This is a genomic window from Streptomyces sp. NPDC047886, from assembly GCF_043204435.1.
GTDB lineage: Bacteria > Actinomycetota > Actinomycetes > Streptomycetales > Streptomycetaceae > Streptomyces.
The window spans coordinates 13712-28353 of sequence record NZ_JBIDCF010000010.1 but is presented as its reverse complement, the minus strand read 5'-3'; the positions used below and the strand labels follow the sequence as shown (position 1 = coordinate 28353).

The 14642-nt window shown below is 71.7% G+C and carries 14 protein-coding genes; 10 read left to right on the top strand and 4 right to left on the bottom strand.

Features of this window, described 5'->3' with window-relative positions; translation table 11 throughout:
• Nucleotides 1-3 precede the first annotated feature (3 nt).
• The 7 genes from ACGF5U_RS26860 (at nucleotide 4) to pstB (ending at nucleotide 8730) form a co-directional block, all read left to right on the top strand.
• Nucleotides 4-2250 (top strand): RNA degradosome polyphosphate kinase, encoded by a 2247-nt coding sequence (locus tag ACGF5U_RS26860; protein ID WP_392718803.1) that lies wholly within the window; start codon nucleotides 4-6, stop codon nucleotides 2248-2250.
• Between the two features lie 157 nt (nucleotides 2251-2407).
• Nucleotides 2408-3400, top strand: coding sequence for a CHAD domain-containing protein (locus ACGF5U_RS26855; protein ID WP_392718823.1), 993 nt, complete (start codon nucleotides 2408-2410; stop codon nucleotides 3398-3400).
• Nucleotides 3397-3816, top strand: a complete 420-nt coding sequence (locus ACGF5U_RS26850) for an NUDIX hydrolase (protein WP_392718801.1) — start codon at nucleotides 3397-3399, stop codon at nucleotides 3814-3816. Before ACGF5U_RS26855 ends, ACGF5U_RS26850 begins: the two co-directional genes overlap by 4 nt.
• Before the next feature lie 586 nt (nucleotides 3817-4402).
• On the top strand, nucleotides 4403-5533 hold the full coding sequence (gene pstS, locus ACGF5U_RS26845) for a phosphate ABC transporter substrate-binding protein PstS (RefSeq protein WP_392718799.1): 1131 nt from the start codon (nucleotides 4403-4405) through the stop codon (nucleotides 5531-5533).
• 317 nt (nucleotides 5534-5850) lie between these two features.
• The gene (gene pstC, locus ACGF5U_RS26840; RefSeq protein WP_392718797.1) at nucleotides 5851-6852 is read left to right on the top strand and encodes a phosphate ABC transporter permease subunit PstC; all 1002 of its coding nucleotides are present in this window, start codon (nucleotides 5851-5853) and stop codon (nucleotides 6850-6852) included.
• Entirely contained in the window at nucleotides 6849-7928 is a 1080-nt protein-coding gene (gene pstA, locus ACGF5U_RS26835) for a phosphate ABC transporter permease PstA (protein ID WP_392718795.1), read from the top strand. The genes pstC and pstA overlap by 4 nt, the downstream gene beginning before the upstream one ends.
• A gap of 25 nt (nucleotides 7929-7953) precedes the next feature.
• On the top strand, nucleotides 7954-8730 hold the full coding sequence (pstB, locus tag ACGF5U_RS26830; RefSeq protein WP_392718793.1) for a phosphate ABC transporter ATP-binding protein PstB: 777 nt from the start codon (nucleotides 7954-7956) through the stop codon (nucleotides 8728-8730).
• Between the two features lie 475 nt (nucleotides 8731-9205).
• Here the strand turns inward: pstB and ACGF5U_RS26825 are convergent, their stop codons facing one another.
• A complete protein-coding gene (locus tag ACGF5U_RS26825) occupies nucleotides 9206-10204 on the bottom strand; it encodes an anion permease (RefSeq protein WP_392718791.1) in 999 nt (332 codons plus the stop codon).
• Between the two features lie 5 nt (nucleotides 10205-10209).
• Nucleotides 10210-10830, bottom strand: a complete 621-nt coding sequence (locus ACGF5U_RS26820) for a DUF47 domain-containing protein (protein ID WP_392718789.1) — start codon at nucleotides 10828-10830, stop codon at nucleotides 10210-10212.
• Between the two features lie 191 nt (nucleotides 10831-11021).
• Between ACGF5U_RS26820 and ACGF5U_RS26815 the strand changes: the two genes are divergently transcribed.
• Nucleotides 11022-11354 (top strand): metal-sensitive transcriptional regulator, encoded by a 333-nt coding sequence (locus ACGF5U_RS26815; RefSeq protein WP_392718787.1) that lies wholly within the window; start codon nucleotides 11022-11024, stop codon nucleotides 11352-11354.
• Nucleotides 11355-11420: 66 nt separating this feature from the next.
• On the opposite strand, the gene ACGF5U_RS26810 is transcribed toward ACGF5U_RS26815, so the two are convergent.
• A complete protein-coding gene (locus tag ACGF5U_RS26810) occupies nucleotides 11421-11585 on the bottom strand; it encodes a hypothetical protein (RefSeq protein ID WP_392718785.1) in 165 nt (54 codons plus the stop codon).
• 209 nt (nucleotides 11586-11794) lie between these two features.
• Nucleotides 11795-12622, bottom strand: a complete 828-nt coding sequence (locus ACGF5U_RS26805; RefSeq protein ID WP_392718783.1) for a hypothetical protein — start codon at nucleotides 12620-12622, stop codon at nucleotides 11795-11797.
• A gap of 120 nt (nucleotides 12623-12742) precedes the next feature.
• Between ACGF5U_RS26805 and ACGF5U_RS26800 the strand changes: the two genes are divergently transcribed.
• Together ACGF5U_RS26800 and ACGF5U_RS26795 are read left to right on the top strand one after the other, a co-directional pair.
• Complete coding sequence (locus ACGF5U_RS26800; protein WP_392718781.1) at nucleotides 12743-12931, top strand: hypothetical protein; 189 nt, start codon at nucleotides 12743-12745, stop codon at nucleotides 12929-12931.
• Nucleotides 12932-13000: 69 nt separating this feature from the next.
• Nucleotides 13001-14623 carry an FAD-binding oxidoreductase gene (locus ACGF5U_RS26795; RefSeq protein ID WP_392718779.1) on the top strand — a complete coding sequence of 541 codons (1623 nt, stop codon included), beginning with the start codon at nucleotides 13001-13003 and terminating at the stop codon, nucleotides 14621-14623.
• Nucleotides 14624-14642 lie beyond the last annotated feature (19 nt).

Below are 14642 nucleotides of genomic sequence, written 5' to 3'. Positions count from 1 at the left end.
GCCATGAGCCAGCAGCCCGCCGAGGTCCCGGTCCAGCACCCGCAGAACGCCACGTCCCAGCCGTCCGTCGGCTCCATAGCCGCGCACCGGCCGCACACCGTCGCCCCGGCCTCGTCCTCGGTCTCCGAGCTGGGCCCTGACCTCGACGCCGACATCGACGCGTACGAGGTGGACGGCGCCCCCTCAGAACTGCCCCAGGGCCGCTTCCTGGACCGTGAGCGCAGCTGGCTCGCCTTCAACGAAAGGGTGCTGGAGCTCGCCGAGGACCCGGCGACCCCCCTCCTCGAACGGGCGAACTTCCTCGCGATCTTCGCCTCGAACCTGGACGAGTTCTTCATGGTCCGGGTGGCCGGCCTCAAGCGCCGTATCGCCACCGGCGTCGCCACCCGCTCCGCGTCCGGGCTCCAGCCCCGCGAGGTCCTCGAACTGATCTGGACCCGGTCGCGCGAGCTCATGGCCCGGCACGCCGCCTGCTACCAGCAGGACGTCGCGCCCGCCCTGGCGGACGAGGGGATCCACCTCATCCGCTGGCCGGAACTGACCGACAAGGAGCAGGCGCGGCTCTTCACCCTGTTCCGGCAGCAGATCTTCCCGGTGCTCACGCCGCTGGCCGTGGACCCCGCGCACCCCTTCCCGTACATCTCCGGACTCTCCCTCAACCTCGCCGTCGTCGTACGCAACCCGGTCAGCGGCCACCGGCACTTCGCACGTGTGAAGGTTCCACCGCTGCTCTCGCGGTTCCTGGAGGCGTCCCCGCAGCGCTACGTCCCGCTGGAGGACGTCATCGCCGCGCACCTGGAGGAGCTGTTCCCCGGCATGGAGGTGCTCGCCCACCACATGTTCCGGGTGACCCGCAACGAGGACCTGGAGGTCGAGGAGGACGACGCCGAGAACCTTCTCCAGGCCCTGGAGAAGGAGCTCATGCGGCGCCGCTTCGGGCCGCCGGTCCGGCTGGAGGTGGAGGAGTCGATCGACCCGTACGTCCTCGACCTCCTCGTCCGCGAGCTGAAGGTGTCCGACGCCGAGGTGTACCCGCTGCCCGGCCCACTGGACCTGACCGGCCTGTTCGGCATCGCGGGCCAGGACCGGCCCGAGCTGAAGTACCCCAAGTTCATCGCCGGCACCCACCGCGACCTCGCCGAGGTCGAGTCGGCGTCCGCGCCCGACGTCTTCGCGGCGCTGCGCGAGCGGGACGTGCTGCTGCACCACCCGTACGACAGCTTCTCCACGTCCGTCCAGGCGTTCCTGGAGCAGGCCGCCGCTGACCCGGACGTCCTCGCCATCAAGCAGACGCTGTACCGGACCTCCGGCGACTCCCCCATCGTCGACGCGCTCATCGACGCCGCCGAGTCCGGCAAGCAGGTCCTCGTCCTGGTCGAGATCAAGGCCCGCTTCGACGAGCAGGCCAACATCAAGTGGGCCCGCAAGCTGGAGGAGTCCGGCTGCCACGTCGTCTACGGCCTCGTCGGCCTCAAGACCCACTGCAAGCTGTCGCTCGTCGTCCGCCAGGAGGGCGACATCCTGCGCCGCTACTCGCACGTCGGCACCGGCAACTACCACCCCAAGACGGCCCGGCTGTACGAGGACCTCGGCCTGCTGACCGCCGACCCGCAGGTCGGCGCCGACCTCTCGGACCTGTTCAACCGGCTCTCCGGCTACTCCCGCCGCGAGACCTACCGGCGCCTGCTCGTCGCGCCCAAGTCCCTGCGCGACGGGCTCGTGTCGCGGATCAACAAGGAGATCGTCCACCACAGGGCCGGCCGCCCCGCCTATGTCAGGTTCAAGGTCAACTCGATGGTGGACGAGGCCGTCGTGGACGCCTGCTACCGCGCGTCCCAGGCCGGCGTCCCGGTGGACATCTGGGTCCGGGGCATCTGCGCGCTGCGCCCCGGCGTCCCCGGGCTCTCCGAGAACGTCCGGGTCCGCTCGGTCCTCGGCCGGTTCCTCGAACACTCGCGTATCTTCGCGTTCGGGAACGGCGGCGAGCCGGAGGTGTGGTTCGGCAGCGCCGACATGATGCACCGCAACCTCGACCGCCGCATAGAGGCACTTGTACGGGTCTCCGACCCGGCCCACCGCGCGGCGCTCTCCCGGTTCCTCGAAACCGGCATGGCCGACACGACGTCGTCCTGGCACCTCGGGCCTGACGGGAACTGGACCCGGCACGCCACGGACCCCGACGGCCAGCCGCTGCGCCATGTCCAGGAGATGCTCATAGACGCCCGGAGGCGCCGACGTGCACAACCCTGACCGCCACCTTCCGGGGGCCCCGGACCCCGTCCGGGACCCGCACGCACCGGAGCCGCACGCACCGGGCCCGCACGGACCGGACCCGCACGCACCGGGCCCGCACGCACCGGACGATCACGCGCGGAACCCGCAGGCACCGGGCCCGCACACGCGGGCCCTGGTCACGCGACGGCCGCCCCTCCCGGGCACGCGTGAGGGTTCCGCCGGGGAGGCGCTGGCGCCGTACCTGCACGCCCGCGCGGCCGACTTCCTGCGGGGCCTGCGCCTGCACGCCGAGAGCGGCGCGCACACGACGGGCTCCGAGGAGGCCGCCCGCGCCCTGCGCGCCGCAGCCCGCCGCATCAGCGGCACCCTGCACACCTTCCGCCCACTCCTCGACGCCACCTGGGCAGACGGGCTCCGCACCGAACTGGCCTGGCTGTCCGGCACGCTCGCCCAGGAACACGCCTGTACGTCGCGGCTCGTCCGGCTCGTGGACGCGCTCGCCCGCCTCTCGGGCGGCGCGTCCCGGCCGCCGGGCGGCATACCGGCGCCCCGCTCGGGCGGGAACGGCGGCGGGCCCGGCGGCGAGACCATGACCGTGGGGGCCGCCCGCGCGGGGGCGCTGCTGGAGCGGCAGCTCACCCTCGCCCGGACCCGGGCGCACTCGGCGGCGCTCCAGGCACTCGGCTCGTCACGGTTCCACGCGGTCGCCGACGCGGTCGCGCTCCTCGCCTCCGACGTGCCGCTCGGGCCCGCCGCGAGCGCGCCCGCCGACGAGGTGCTCGCCGCACCCGCCGAGGTGGTGGAGCGGCGGCTGCTCGACGGCGTCGCGGCCCTGCCGATGGCCCCCGCCGTGGGCGGCGAGCCGCAGGACGCGCCCTGGCACCAGGTACGGCTGCTGCTGCGGCTGCACCGGTACGCGCGCGAAGTGCTCAGGGCCGACGCCGCGACGGTCGCCCCGCTGTACGAGGCCGGGCGCGCCCTGGACCGGCACCGGGACGCCGCGGAGGCGGCCGCCGCGGCCGCGACCGCCGCGCGCACCCCGCGCATCGCCCCCGCCACGGCGTACGCCCTGGGGGTGCTGCACGCGGACCAGCGGCACGAGGTCGAGGCGGCGCGGTGCGCCTTCCAGCGGGCCTGGCAGCGGACGGCGGTGACGGCCCGGTGACCACGCCCCCGCCCGTCCGGGCGGCCGGCTGCGTCCTGTGGCGCGCCGGCCGCTCGGGGCTGGAGGTCTGCCTGGTCCACCGCCCCCGGTACGACGACTGGTCGCACCCCAAGGGCAAGCTCAAGCGGGGCGAGAACGCCCTCGCGGGCGCGGTGCGGGAGGTGCTTGAGGAGACGGGTCACCACTGCGTGCCCGGCGTCCCGCTCCCCACGATCCGGTACGAGGCGAAGGGCCGGCCCAAGGAGGTCGCCTACTGGGCGGCGGAGGCCGTGGACGGCACCTTCACGCCGTCACCGGAGGTGGACCGGGTGGCGTGGCTCACCCCGCGCGCGGCCGAGCGCCTGCTGACGTACCCGCACGACCGGCGGCTGATCGCCGCGCTCCTGGCGAGCCGCGCCCCCGGCCAGGCGCCCTGAGCGGTCCCGGCACGGGACCGGCCCCGGAACCGGCGCGAGGGCCGGGCACGAGGGCCGGGCACGAGGAGACCCGGGCGGGAAGGACCGGCCCCGAAACCGGCGCGACCCGGGCCGGAGGGACCGGCGGAACCCGGCCCGGCGTCACCGGCACCACCGGACCCGCCCCGTACAGCGCCGATGCCGCCCGGGGCACCCGCGCCGGAGATCACCCGCACGGGGGAGGGCCCGCGTCCACACCTGGCGCCGGGCGCCCTTGCGGGTGAACCGGGGGGTTTCCGCAGGTAGAAGGGGGGTCGGGCGCGGGCCGGGCGTACCCCGGCGCCCCGGCGGCGGCGACGCACCTCCGGCCCCACCCGTCGCCACCTGCCCCGACGGCCACGGCGCCGGAACAATGGGTCTCACCGCCCCTTCCGGCACGGTTCACTTTCCGTTCACTCTCCCCCATGGGCCGCTTCACCTGATCTGCCTAATTTCGGCCGTACACGGTGACCGGCACGACGCCACACCATCCACTCCGACACACGCCGCCGTACAACGGCCTCATGCGGGCAATCAGGCCGGCGGTTACTGGAAGGATCACCCGAAAGTGAAGCTTCATCGCAAGACCGGGCTTCGCGCCACCGCGCTCGGCGCCCTCGCCGTCTCCGGCGCCCTGGTACTCACGGCGTGTGGTTCGGACGAGAACACCAGCCCCGACGGCAGCAAGAAGACCGCCGCCGCGTCGAACATCAAGTGCGACGGTGCCAAGGGCCAGCTCCTCGCGGCGGGCTCCACCGCCCAGAAGAACGCCATGGATCTCTGGGTGAAGAACTTCCAGGCGGCCTGTGAGGGTGTCGAGGTCAACTACCAGGCGATCGGCTCCGGCGGCGGTATCACCAAGTTCAACCAGGGCCAGGTCGCCTTCGCGGGCTCCGACTCCGCCCTGAAGGAGGACGAGGTCACCGAGTCGCAGAAGATCTGCAAGACCGGCAAGGGCATCAACCTCCCGATGGTCGGCGGCCCCGTCGCCATCGGTTACAAGCTCGACGGTGTCGACAACCTCGTCCTCGACGCCTCCACCGTCGCCAAGATCTTCAACTCGGAGATCAAGAGGTGGAACGACCCGGCGATCGCCAAGCTGAACCCGGGCGTCACGCTGCCCGACACGGCGGTCCAGGCGTTCCACCGCTCCGACGAGTCCGGCACCACCCAGAACCTCGGCAAGTACCTCAGTGAGGCCGCCCCCGCCGACTGGAAGCACGACCCGAAGACGAAGTCGTGGCCCGCCCCCGGCGGTCAGGCCGCCAACGGCTCCTCCGGTGTCGCGGCCGCCGTCAAGGACACCAACGGCGCGATCGGCTACTTCGAGCTGTCCTACGCGACCGCCAGCAAGATCAGCACGGTCAAGCTGAACACGGGCGCCGCCCAGCCGGTCGAGGCCACCACGGAGAACGCCTCCAAGGCCATCGCCGCCGCGAAGATCAAGGGCACGGGCAGCGACCTCGCCCTCTCCCTCGACTACAAGACCAAGGCCGAGGGCGCCTACCCGATCATCCTGGTCACGTACGAGATCGCCTGCGACAAGGGCAACAAGGCGGAGACCCTGCCGACCCTGAAGGCGTTCCTCAACTACACCGCCAGCGAGGAGGGCCAGAAGGTCCTCTCCGGCGCCGGCTACGCCCCGCTCCCGGCCGAGATCGCGGCCAAGGTCCGCGAGATCGTCCCGACCCTCTCCTGACGCGGTCCGAACGGACCGTCTCCGGACGAACCGTTCCGACCGACCCGTCTCCGAGCGAATCGCTCTGACCGAATCGCCTCCGAGCGGACCGCCGCTGACCGGACCGCCTCCGAGCGGACCGCCTCCCGGCGACCCGCACCAGAGCGAACCACATCAGAGCGACCCGCATCCGAGCGAACCGTCCTGACCGAACCGTCCTGACCGGGGTTCCGCCCCGCTCCGCACCGCGTCCCGCGCCACCGGGGCCGGGCGGGGCCCCGGTATCCGGTGCACCGCCGCCAGGAGCCTCACCGGCTCCGCAGACCGGAGATACCACGATGGCAACAGCCACCAGCCAAGTAACGCCGCCACCCCGGCGGGACGACATAGATTCCATCCCCAAGGGCAGCGCCCCCTCCAGCCTCGGCGACCGCTTCTTCAGCGGCCTCTCCCGGGGCTCGGGCATCACGCTTCTGGTGATCATGGCCGCGATCGCGGTCTTCCTCACCTACCGCACCGTGCTCGCCGTCTCCCAGGACGAGGGCAACTTCCTCACCACCTCCGAGTGGAACCCGGCCGGCGACCCGCCGGTCTTCGGTATCGCCGTCCTCGCGTTCGGCACGGTCGTCAGCTCGGTCATCGCCATGATCATCGCCGTGCCGGTGGCCATCGGCATCGCGCTGTTCATCTCGCACTACGCGCCGCGCAAGCTGGCCGGCCCGCTCGCGTACGTCGTCGACCTGCTCGCCGCCGTACCGAGCATCATCTACGGCCTCTGGGGCGCGATCTTCCTCGTCCCGTACCTGGACGGCCTGAACAAGTGGCTCGACCAGTACATGGGCTGGACGTACATCTTCGACAAGACCAGTGAAGGCGTCGCACGCAACCTGTTCACCGTCGGCATCCTGCTGGCGATCATGATCCTGCCGATCATCACGAACGTGACCCGCGAGGTCTTCCTCCAGGTGCCGCGGATGCACGAGGAGGCCGCCCTGGCCCTCGGCGCCACGCGCTGGGAGGTCATCCGCATGTCGGTGCTGCCCTTCGGCCGCTCCGGCATCATCAGCGCGTCCATGCTGGGCCTGGGCCGCGCGCTCGGCGAGACGATGGCCGTCGCCGTCGTCCTCTCCCCCAGCTTCATCATCTCCGGGCACCTCCTCGACCCCGGCGGCGGCACGTTCGCCCAGAACATCGCCGCGAAGTTCAACGAGGCCAACGAGTTCGGCCGCGACGCGCTGATCGCCTCCGGTCTCGTCCTCTTCGTCATCACGCTGCTGGTCAACGGCGCCGCACGGTGGATCATCGCGCGCCGCAAGGAGTACTCGGGGGCCAACGCATGAGCCACGCCGTCCAGGACAAGCGACCGGCCGCCGCCCCCGTCGTACACCACGACCCGCTGTCGCACGCCCGGATGCCCCGCTGGGCGCCGGCCGCCATCGCGGTCGTGTCGATCGCCGCCGGCTGCGGCATCGGCATCGCCGCCGGCTGGGACAGCCGCATGCAGTGGGGCCTGATCTCGGCGCTGATCTTCGTGATCGCCACGTACGCCGTGACGACCAAGGTCGAGAACGCCCGTCAGGCCACCGACCGGCTGGCCACCAGCCTCGTCTGGGTCTGCTTCATCCTCGCGATCGTCCCCCTCTTCTCCCTGGCCTGGGTCACGATCAGCAAGGGCCTCGAAGTCCTCGACCCGTACTTCCTGACCCACTCGATGAACGGCGTCCTCGACGCCGAGGTCGGCGGCGGTGTCTACCACGCGCTCCTCGGCACCATCGAGCAGGTCGCCATCGCGGCGCTGATCGCCGCGCCGATCGGCATGCTCACCGCGATCTACCTCGTCGAGTACGGCAGCGGCAAGCTGGCCCACGCCGTCACCTTCTTCGTCGACGTCATGACGGGTGTCCCGTCCATCGTCGCGGGCCTCTTCATCCTCGCCACCTGGAATCTGATGCTGGGCTTCGGGCCCTCCGGCTTCGCCGGATCGATGGCGCTCGCCATCCTGATGATGCCGGTGGTCGTCCGCTCCACCGAGGAGATGCTCAAGCTCGTACCGAACGAGCTGCGCGAGGCGTCCCTCGCGCTGGGCGTCCCCAAGTGGCGGACGATCCTCAAGGTGGTCCTGCCGACCGCGATCGGCGGCATCACCACGGGCGTCATGCTCGCGATCGCTCGTATCACCGGTGAGACGGCCCCCGTGCTGCTCCTCGTCTTCGGTACGAAGCTGATCAACCCGAACCCCTTCGAAGGCGCACAGGCATCCCTGCCCCTGTACGTGTACGAGCAGTACGCCGTCGGTACCGACGCCGCCGTGGCCCGCGCCTGGGCCGCCGCCCTCGTACTGATCGCCTTCGTCATGATCCTCAATCTGGTGGCCCGCGGTATCGCCCGCTGGAAGGCCCCGAAGACCGGCCGCTGACGCGGCATACTGGGAAGTGATTCAGATGGCCAAGCGCATCGACGTGAGCGGGCTCACCGCTTACTACGGATCCCACAAGGCGATCGACGACATCTCGATGACCGTCGAGCCCCGCTCCGTCACGGCCTTCATCGGCCCGTCCGGCTGCGGCAAGTCCACCTTCCTCCGCACGCTGAACCGCATGCACGAGGTCATCCCCGGCGGCCGCGTCGAGGGCAAGGTGATGCTGGACGACCAGAACCTGTACGGCAAGGACGTCGACCCGGTCGCCGTACGCCGTACCGTCGGCATGGTCTTCCAGCGCCCGAACCCGTTCCCGACCATGTCGATCTTCGACAACGTCGCGGCGGGCCTGCGCCTGAACGGCAAGTACAAGAAGAGCGAGCTGGCGGACATCGTCGAACGCTCGCTGAAGGGCGCCAACCTCTGGAACGAGGTCAAGGACCGCCTCAACAAGCCGGGCTCCGGCCTCTCAGGCGGCCAGCAGCAGCGCCTGTGCATCGCCCGCGCGATCGCGGTCGAGCCGCAGGTGCTCCTGATGGACGAGCCGTGCTCCGCCCTGGACCCGATCTCCACCCTGGCGATCGAGGACCTGATCGGCGAGCTGAAGGAGCGCTTCACGATCGTCATCGTGACGCACAACATGCAGCAGGCCGCGCGCGTCTCGGACCGTACGGCGTTCTTCAACCTGGCGGCCGTGGGCCAGCCCGGCAAGCTCATCGAGATAGACGACACCGAGCGCATCTTCTCGAACCCGTCGGTCCAGGCGACGGAGGACTACATCTCCGGCCGCTTCGGCTAGGCCGGCCCCGGGCCGGGGGCACACCCGCCACGACGGCCACCCCCGGCCCCCCCCTGCGGGCCCCTGGCACCAGCACGCCCCAGGCCGACACCCCCACAGGGCGCCCCCGGCGTCCCCGACCGGCACCCCCCACAGGGCGCCCACCGGCGGCCCACCACAACACCGACCCCACCCAGGGCAACCACCGAGCCCCCGGCTAGGACGACCCCCGGCGCGGCAACCAACCCGGCGCGGCAACCAAACCCGCCCAGGCACTCCCAGCAGGGCACCCCCCCCCCCACACAGGGCGCCCACCGGCCGCCCACCACAACATCAACCCCACCCAGAGCAACCACCGAGCCCCCGGCTAGGACGCCCCCCGGCCGGGCAACAACGTCGAGCGGTGCTGCATGGCGGTGCCACCGCAAGGCGAAGGGCCCGCCCCCACTCCCAGGGGGCGGGCCCACTCATGTACGGGGGCGCGGGGCGCGGGCCGCTAGCCGAAGAGGACCCGCACCACGAAGTAGCTCGCCGCGGCGACGACCGCGGCGGCCGGCATGGTGATGAACCAGCCCATGACGATGTTCTTGGCGACACCCCAGCGCACCGCGTTGACCCGCTTCGTCGCGCCGACGCCCATGATCGCGGACGTGATCACATGCGTCGTGGAGATCGGCGCGTGGAACAGGAACGCCGAGCCGAACATGATCGACGCACCGGTCGTCTCCGCCGCGAACCCCTGCGGCGGGTCCAGCTCGATGATCTTGCGGCCCAGCGTGCGCATGATGCGCCAGCCGCCCGCGTACGTACCCAGCGACAGCATGACCGCGCTGGCGATCTTCACCCAGAGCGGGATCGGGTCGCCGGCGTCCTCGACGTCGGCGATGACCAGGGCCATCACCACGATGCCCATGGTCTTCTGGGCGTCCTGGAGACCGTGGCCGAGGGCCATGCCCGCCGCCGACACGGTCTGGGCGATCCGGAAACCGCGCTTGGCCTTGTGCGGGTTCGTCTTCCGGAAAATCCACATGATCGCGGTCATGACCAGGTAGCCGACCAGCAGGCCGACGACCGGCGACACGAACATCGGGATGACGATCTTCTCCAGGACACCGGACCAGATGACCTCCGTACCGCCGGCGAGGGCCGCGCCCACCATGCCGCCGAACAGCGCGTGCGACGACGAGGACGGCAGGCCGAAGTACCAGGTGATCAGGTTCCAGGTGATCGCGCCGACGAGCGCGGCGAAGAGGATGCCCATCCCCTTGCTGCCCTCGGGCGTGGCGATCAGGCCCTCACTGACCGTCTTGGCGACGCCGCTGCCCAGGAACGCGCCGGCGAGGTTCATGACCGCCGCCATCACGAGGGCCGCGCGCGGCGTGAGCGCCCGGGTCGAGACGGACGTGGCGATGGCGTTCGCCGAGTCGTGGAAGCCGTTGGTGTAGGTGAAGAAGAGCGCGACTCCGATGGTCACGACCAGTGCGAAGGTGTCCACGGACGTCAGGACTCCTTGACGGCGATGGTCTCCACCGTGTTCGCCACCTTCTCGAAGGCGTCGGCGGCCTCTTCCAGGACATCCACGATCTGCTTCAGCTTGAGCACCTCGATGGCGTCGTACTTGCCGTTGAAGAGGTGGGCGAGCAGTTTGCGGTGGATCTGGTCGGCCTGGTTCTCCAGCCGGTTGACCTCGATCCAGTACTCGGTGAGGTTGTCCAGCGTCCGCAGGTGGGGCATCGCCTCCGCGGTCAGCTCGGCCGCCCGCGCCAGGACCTCGATCTGCTGCTCGACGCCCTTCGGCAGTTCCTCCACGTTGTAGAGGACGACCAGGTCGACGGCCTCCTCCATGAAGTCCATGATGTCGTCGAGCGACGACGCGAGGGCGTAGATGTCCTCACGGTCGAACGGCGTGATGAACGAGGAGTTCAGCTGATGGAAGATCGCGTGGGTGGCGTCGTCCCCCGCGTGCTCCGCCGCCCGCATCCGCTCCGCGATCTCGGCCCGCCCGGATGCCTCCGCGCCGAGCATTTCCATGAGGAGCTTCGAGCCGGTGACGATGTTGTCCGCGGACGCGGAGAACATGTCGTAGAAGCTCGTCTCCCTGGGGGTCAGACGAAAGCGCACGTGGGGTCCCTCGGGTGCATGGAAATCGGTCAGGCTGATGCTAGGCGCATCATCCGGCCACGGCTAACCGGCGTTCTTCAGTGTCGCCCATGGGACAGAGTGAACAGAACCGACCCCGCGCAATCCGGCGGGACTCGGTACCATATACCCACGAGGGGTATATGTACCTTTCTGGACGACGGAGGGACCAGATGACGACCACCGAGGCGGCCGGCCTTCCGGTCACGGATCACGATCACGGCGTGCACGGGTACCACAAGCAGAAGGACGAGCACCTCAAGCGGCTGCGCCGGATCGAGGGCCAGATCAGGGGCCTTCAGCGGATGGTCGAGGAGGACGTCTACTGCATCGACATACTCACGCAGGTATCCGCTTCCACGAAGGCGCTCCAGTCGTTCGCCCTCCAACTGCTGGAGGAGCACCTGCGGCACTGTGTCGCCGACGCCGCGGTGAAGGGCGGGGCGGAGATCGACGCGAAGGTCGAGGAGGCGACGAAGGCGATCGCGCGCATGATGCGCACCTGATCCCCCGGATCCACCCCGATCCGCCCCATCCGCACCTGACCGAAAAGAACCTTGCCGGTCATGACGCTATGACGCCCGGGCCTCTGGTACGACCTTCAGCACCTCGTCGATCAGGTCCGGGCTGAGCCGCTCCCCGTCGGTGGCCGACGCCGCGATCATCAGCTCACCGCACAGTTCGATCTCGGCGAGGGCGACGTGGTCCTGGACGGCCGTCGTACTGGACGGAGCCACGTGCAATCACCTCTTCCTGCGGGTGTCGGCTTCCTAGCGTAGGGAGCGGAACACACACCGCGCATGGCACGTCCGGACCATTCTCGCGGCGCCTCGGCCCCTCATCCGGAACCCCGACCGCAGCCGCACCGGCCCCGCCGGGCCCACCGCCCGGAACCTCTCAGGGCCCCTCGCCGGGCCCGTCGCCCGGTCACGCGCCGAGGCGGCCGTCATGTCTGGATCTTGCCGGCGAAGATGTCCTGCGGGGGCGGCAGCCGTACGTCGACGGGGGCCCCGAACCCGTACAGCAGCGTCGTCGACGCGACGGCGACCTCGCGCCCGTCGTTGGCGAAGCTGAACCGGTGGCGCACCTTCCGCAGCCGCCCCTGCTCGTCCAGGTACGCGTCGAACGCCACCGTGTCCTCGGCGAACCCTTTCGCCGCGGCCGCCAGCGCCCCGCGCACGCGAGGCGACGCCACCCGCGCCGCGTCCGCGATGTCGGTGGTGCCCCGGTAGTGCGTGACCTGGACGCCCGCGACCTCCTCCGCGCCGACGACGGTCACCTTGCGGGCGGCGCGCAGGAGTTCGGCGGCGGCCGCCGGGTCGGTGGCGCCGCCCGTGACGAGGTTGCCGTCGTCCAGGGCCGTCGTGTCGATGCGGACCCACTTGTCGGCGGGGACACCGGCGCCCCGGTTCTTCATGTAGAGCGCGCCGGGGGTGAGGAGTTCGGTGATCGGCCGGCGTTCCCCGGACGCCGACGACTCCTTGGGCAGGACGACCCTGATCCGTCCGGAGCTGCTGTGGAAGTCGTAGCCGCCCTCGCCCCTGATCGTGACGAGCGTCCCGCCGGTGGCCATCTCCATGGACGTACGCGCCTTGGCCGTACCCGCCCGGCTCAGTACGTCGGGGACCTCGCGCACCGCCGTCGCCGGGTCGGGGCCCGGCGGGCTCGCGTCGGCCGCCCCGGAGCACCCGGTGACCGCGACGGCCACCCCCGTCACCGCCGCGGCGACGGCGAACGCGCCGCCCCGCCGCCGCCTGTGCTGCTGCACCACCATCGCCTGCCAACCCCCAACGCGTGGACGCTGTCTGCCCTTGTCCGAGACCCCCATCCGCCCCGGATAACGACCGCCTCGGCTCCCCGTCACGCCCGCACCACGCGCGGGTACCGTGGACCTGTGCAGCCACAGGAGTCACCGCCCTCCGCCGTCACGGGGGGCCATCACGACGCCACCACCATCGAACGGGGCTCCTTCGCGGTCGCCCGCTGCAGCTGCGGCTGGCTGGGCCCCGCCCGGCGCTCCAGGCATCTGGCCCGCACGGACGCGGCCGCGCATCTGGCCGAGCCGACGGGCCACGAGGGCTGAGGCCCCCGCCCTGGCTCGGCGCGGTGGGGCACTGGTTCGGGGCGGGACGCCGTGGGGCACAGTGACGCCATGAACCGGCGCCTGCTGCTCACCCTGGGACTCACCACCGGGCTCACCACCGGACTGGCCATGGGCGCCGCCGGCTGCTCCGGCGGCGTGGGCCCGGAACCGGGGCCGGTACCGGACGGCACGCCGACGCCGTCCCTACCCTCCCGGAGCCCGGCGGCACCGTCCCGGAGCCCGGCCGGGCCACCGGCGTGGGACGCGCTCGCGCGGGGGCTCGACGGCCTGCTCGTCCGCCCCGGGGACGCCGCCTACGCGACCGCCCGGCAGCTGTACAACACCCGGTTCGACGGACTGCGGCCGGCCGCCGTGGCCTACGTGGGCGGTACGGAGGACGTACGGGAGTGCCTGGCCTTCGCCCGCCGCCATGGCACGCCCGTCGCCATCCGCAACGGCGGGCACTCGTACGCCGGCTGGTCGAGCGGGACGGGCCGCCTGGTCATCGACGTGTCGAAGCTGTCCCGGGTCGGGACCGACGGCGCCGACAGCGCCGTCGTCGGCGCCGGTGCCAAGCTCATGGACGTCTACCGGGGCCTCGCCCGCCGGGGCCGCACCCTCCCCGCCGGGACGTGCCCGACCGTCGGGATCTCCGGCCTCGCCCTGGGCGGCGGTCACGGTGTCACCTCCCGGGCGTACGGCCTGACCTGCGACAGCCTCACCGGCGCGACGATCGTCACGGCGGACGGGCGGACCCTGGTCACCGACGCGGAGCGGCACCCGGACCTGTTCTGGGCGCTGCGGGGCGCGGGCAACGGCAACTTCGGCGTCGTCACCGAGCTCCGGTTCCGTACCCGGCCGGTGTCCCCGGCCGAGGTGTCGACCGTCACCGCGTATCTGAACTGGCCGTGGTCGCGGGCGCGTGCCGTGGTCGCGGCGTGGCAGGAGTGGGGCCCCGGCCAGCCCGACGAGGTGTGGTCGGCGCTGCACCTGGCCGCCGGTGCCGGCGGGGTCGCGCCGACCGTCTCGGTGACCGCGTTCACGCTGGGCGACCGCGACGCCCTCCAGAACTCCCTGGACCGGCTGGCGGACCGGGTGGGCGCGCCGGCCTCGTCGGTCGCGCTGCGGGACCGCTCCCACCTGGACGCGATGCTCGTGTTCGCGGGGTGCGGGGGCCTGACCGATGAGCAGTGCCGGCTGCCGGGACCGGTGCCGGGCCGCAGCCCCGGCGGGGCGCTGGGCCGGGAGACGTACGCGGCGACGTCGGACTTCTTCGACCGGTCGCTGCCCGCGGCGGGCGTGGCCGCGCTGACGTCGGCGGTCGAGGCGTTCACCCGGACGACGGTGGCGCGGGGCGGGGGCGGCGGATCGGTGGCGCTGACCGCGCTCGGCGGGGCGGTGAACCGGGTGGACCCGTCGGCGACGGCGTTCGTGCACCGCGGGTCGCGGATGCTGGCGCAGTACGTGGCGTCGTGGCGGCCGGGGACGCCGGGGACCGTGCAGCGGGCGTGGCTGCGGGAGAGCAGGGCCGCGATGGGCCGTTACGCGTCGGGGGCCGCGTACCAGAACTACACCGACCCGGACCTGCGGGACTGGCGGAGGGCCTACTACGGCGGTGCGGCGGACCGTCTCACGGCCCTCAAGCGGCGCTACGACCCGAGCCGCGTCTTCACCTTCCCGCAGGCGCTGTAGGCCCGTCCGGGCCGTGCGA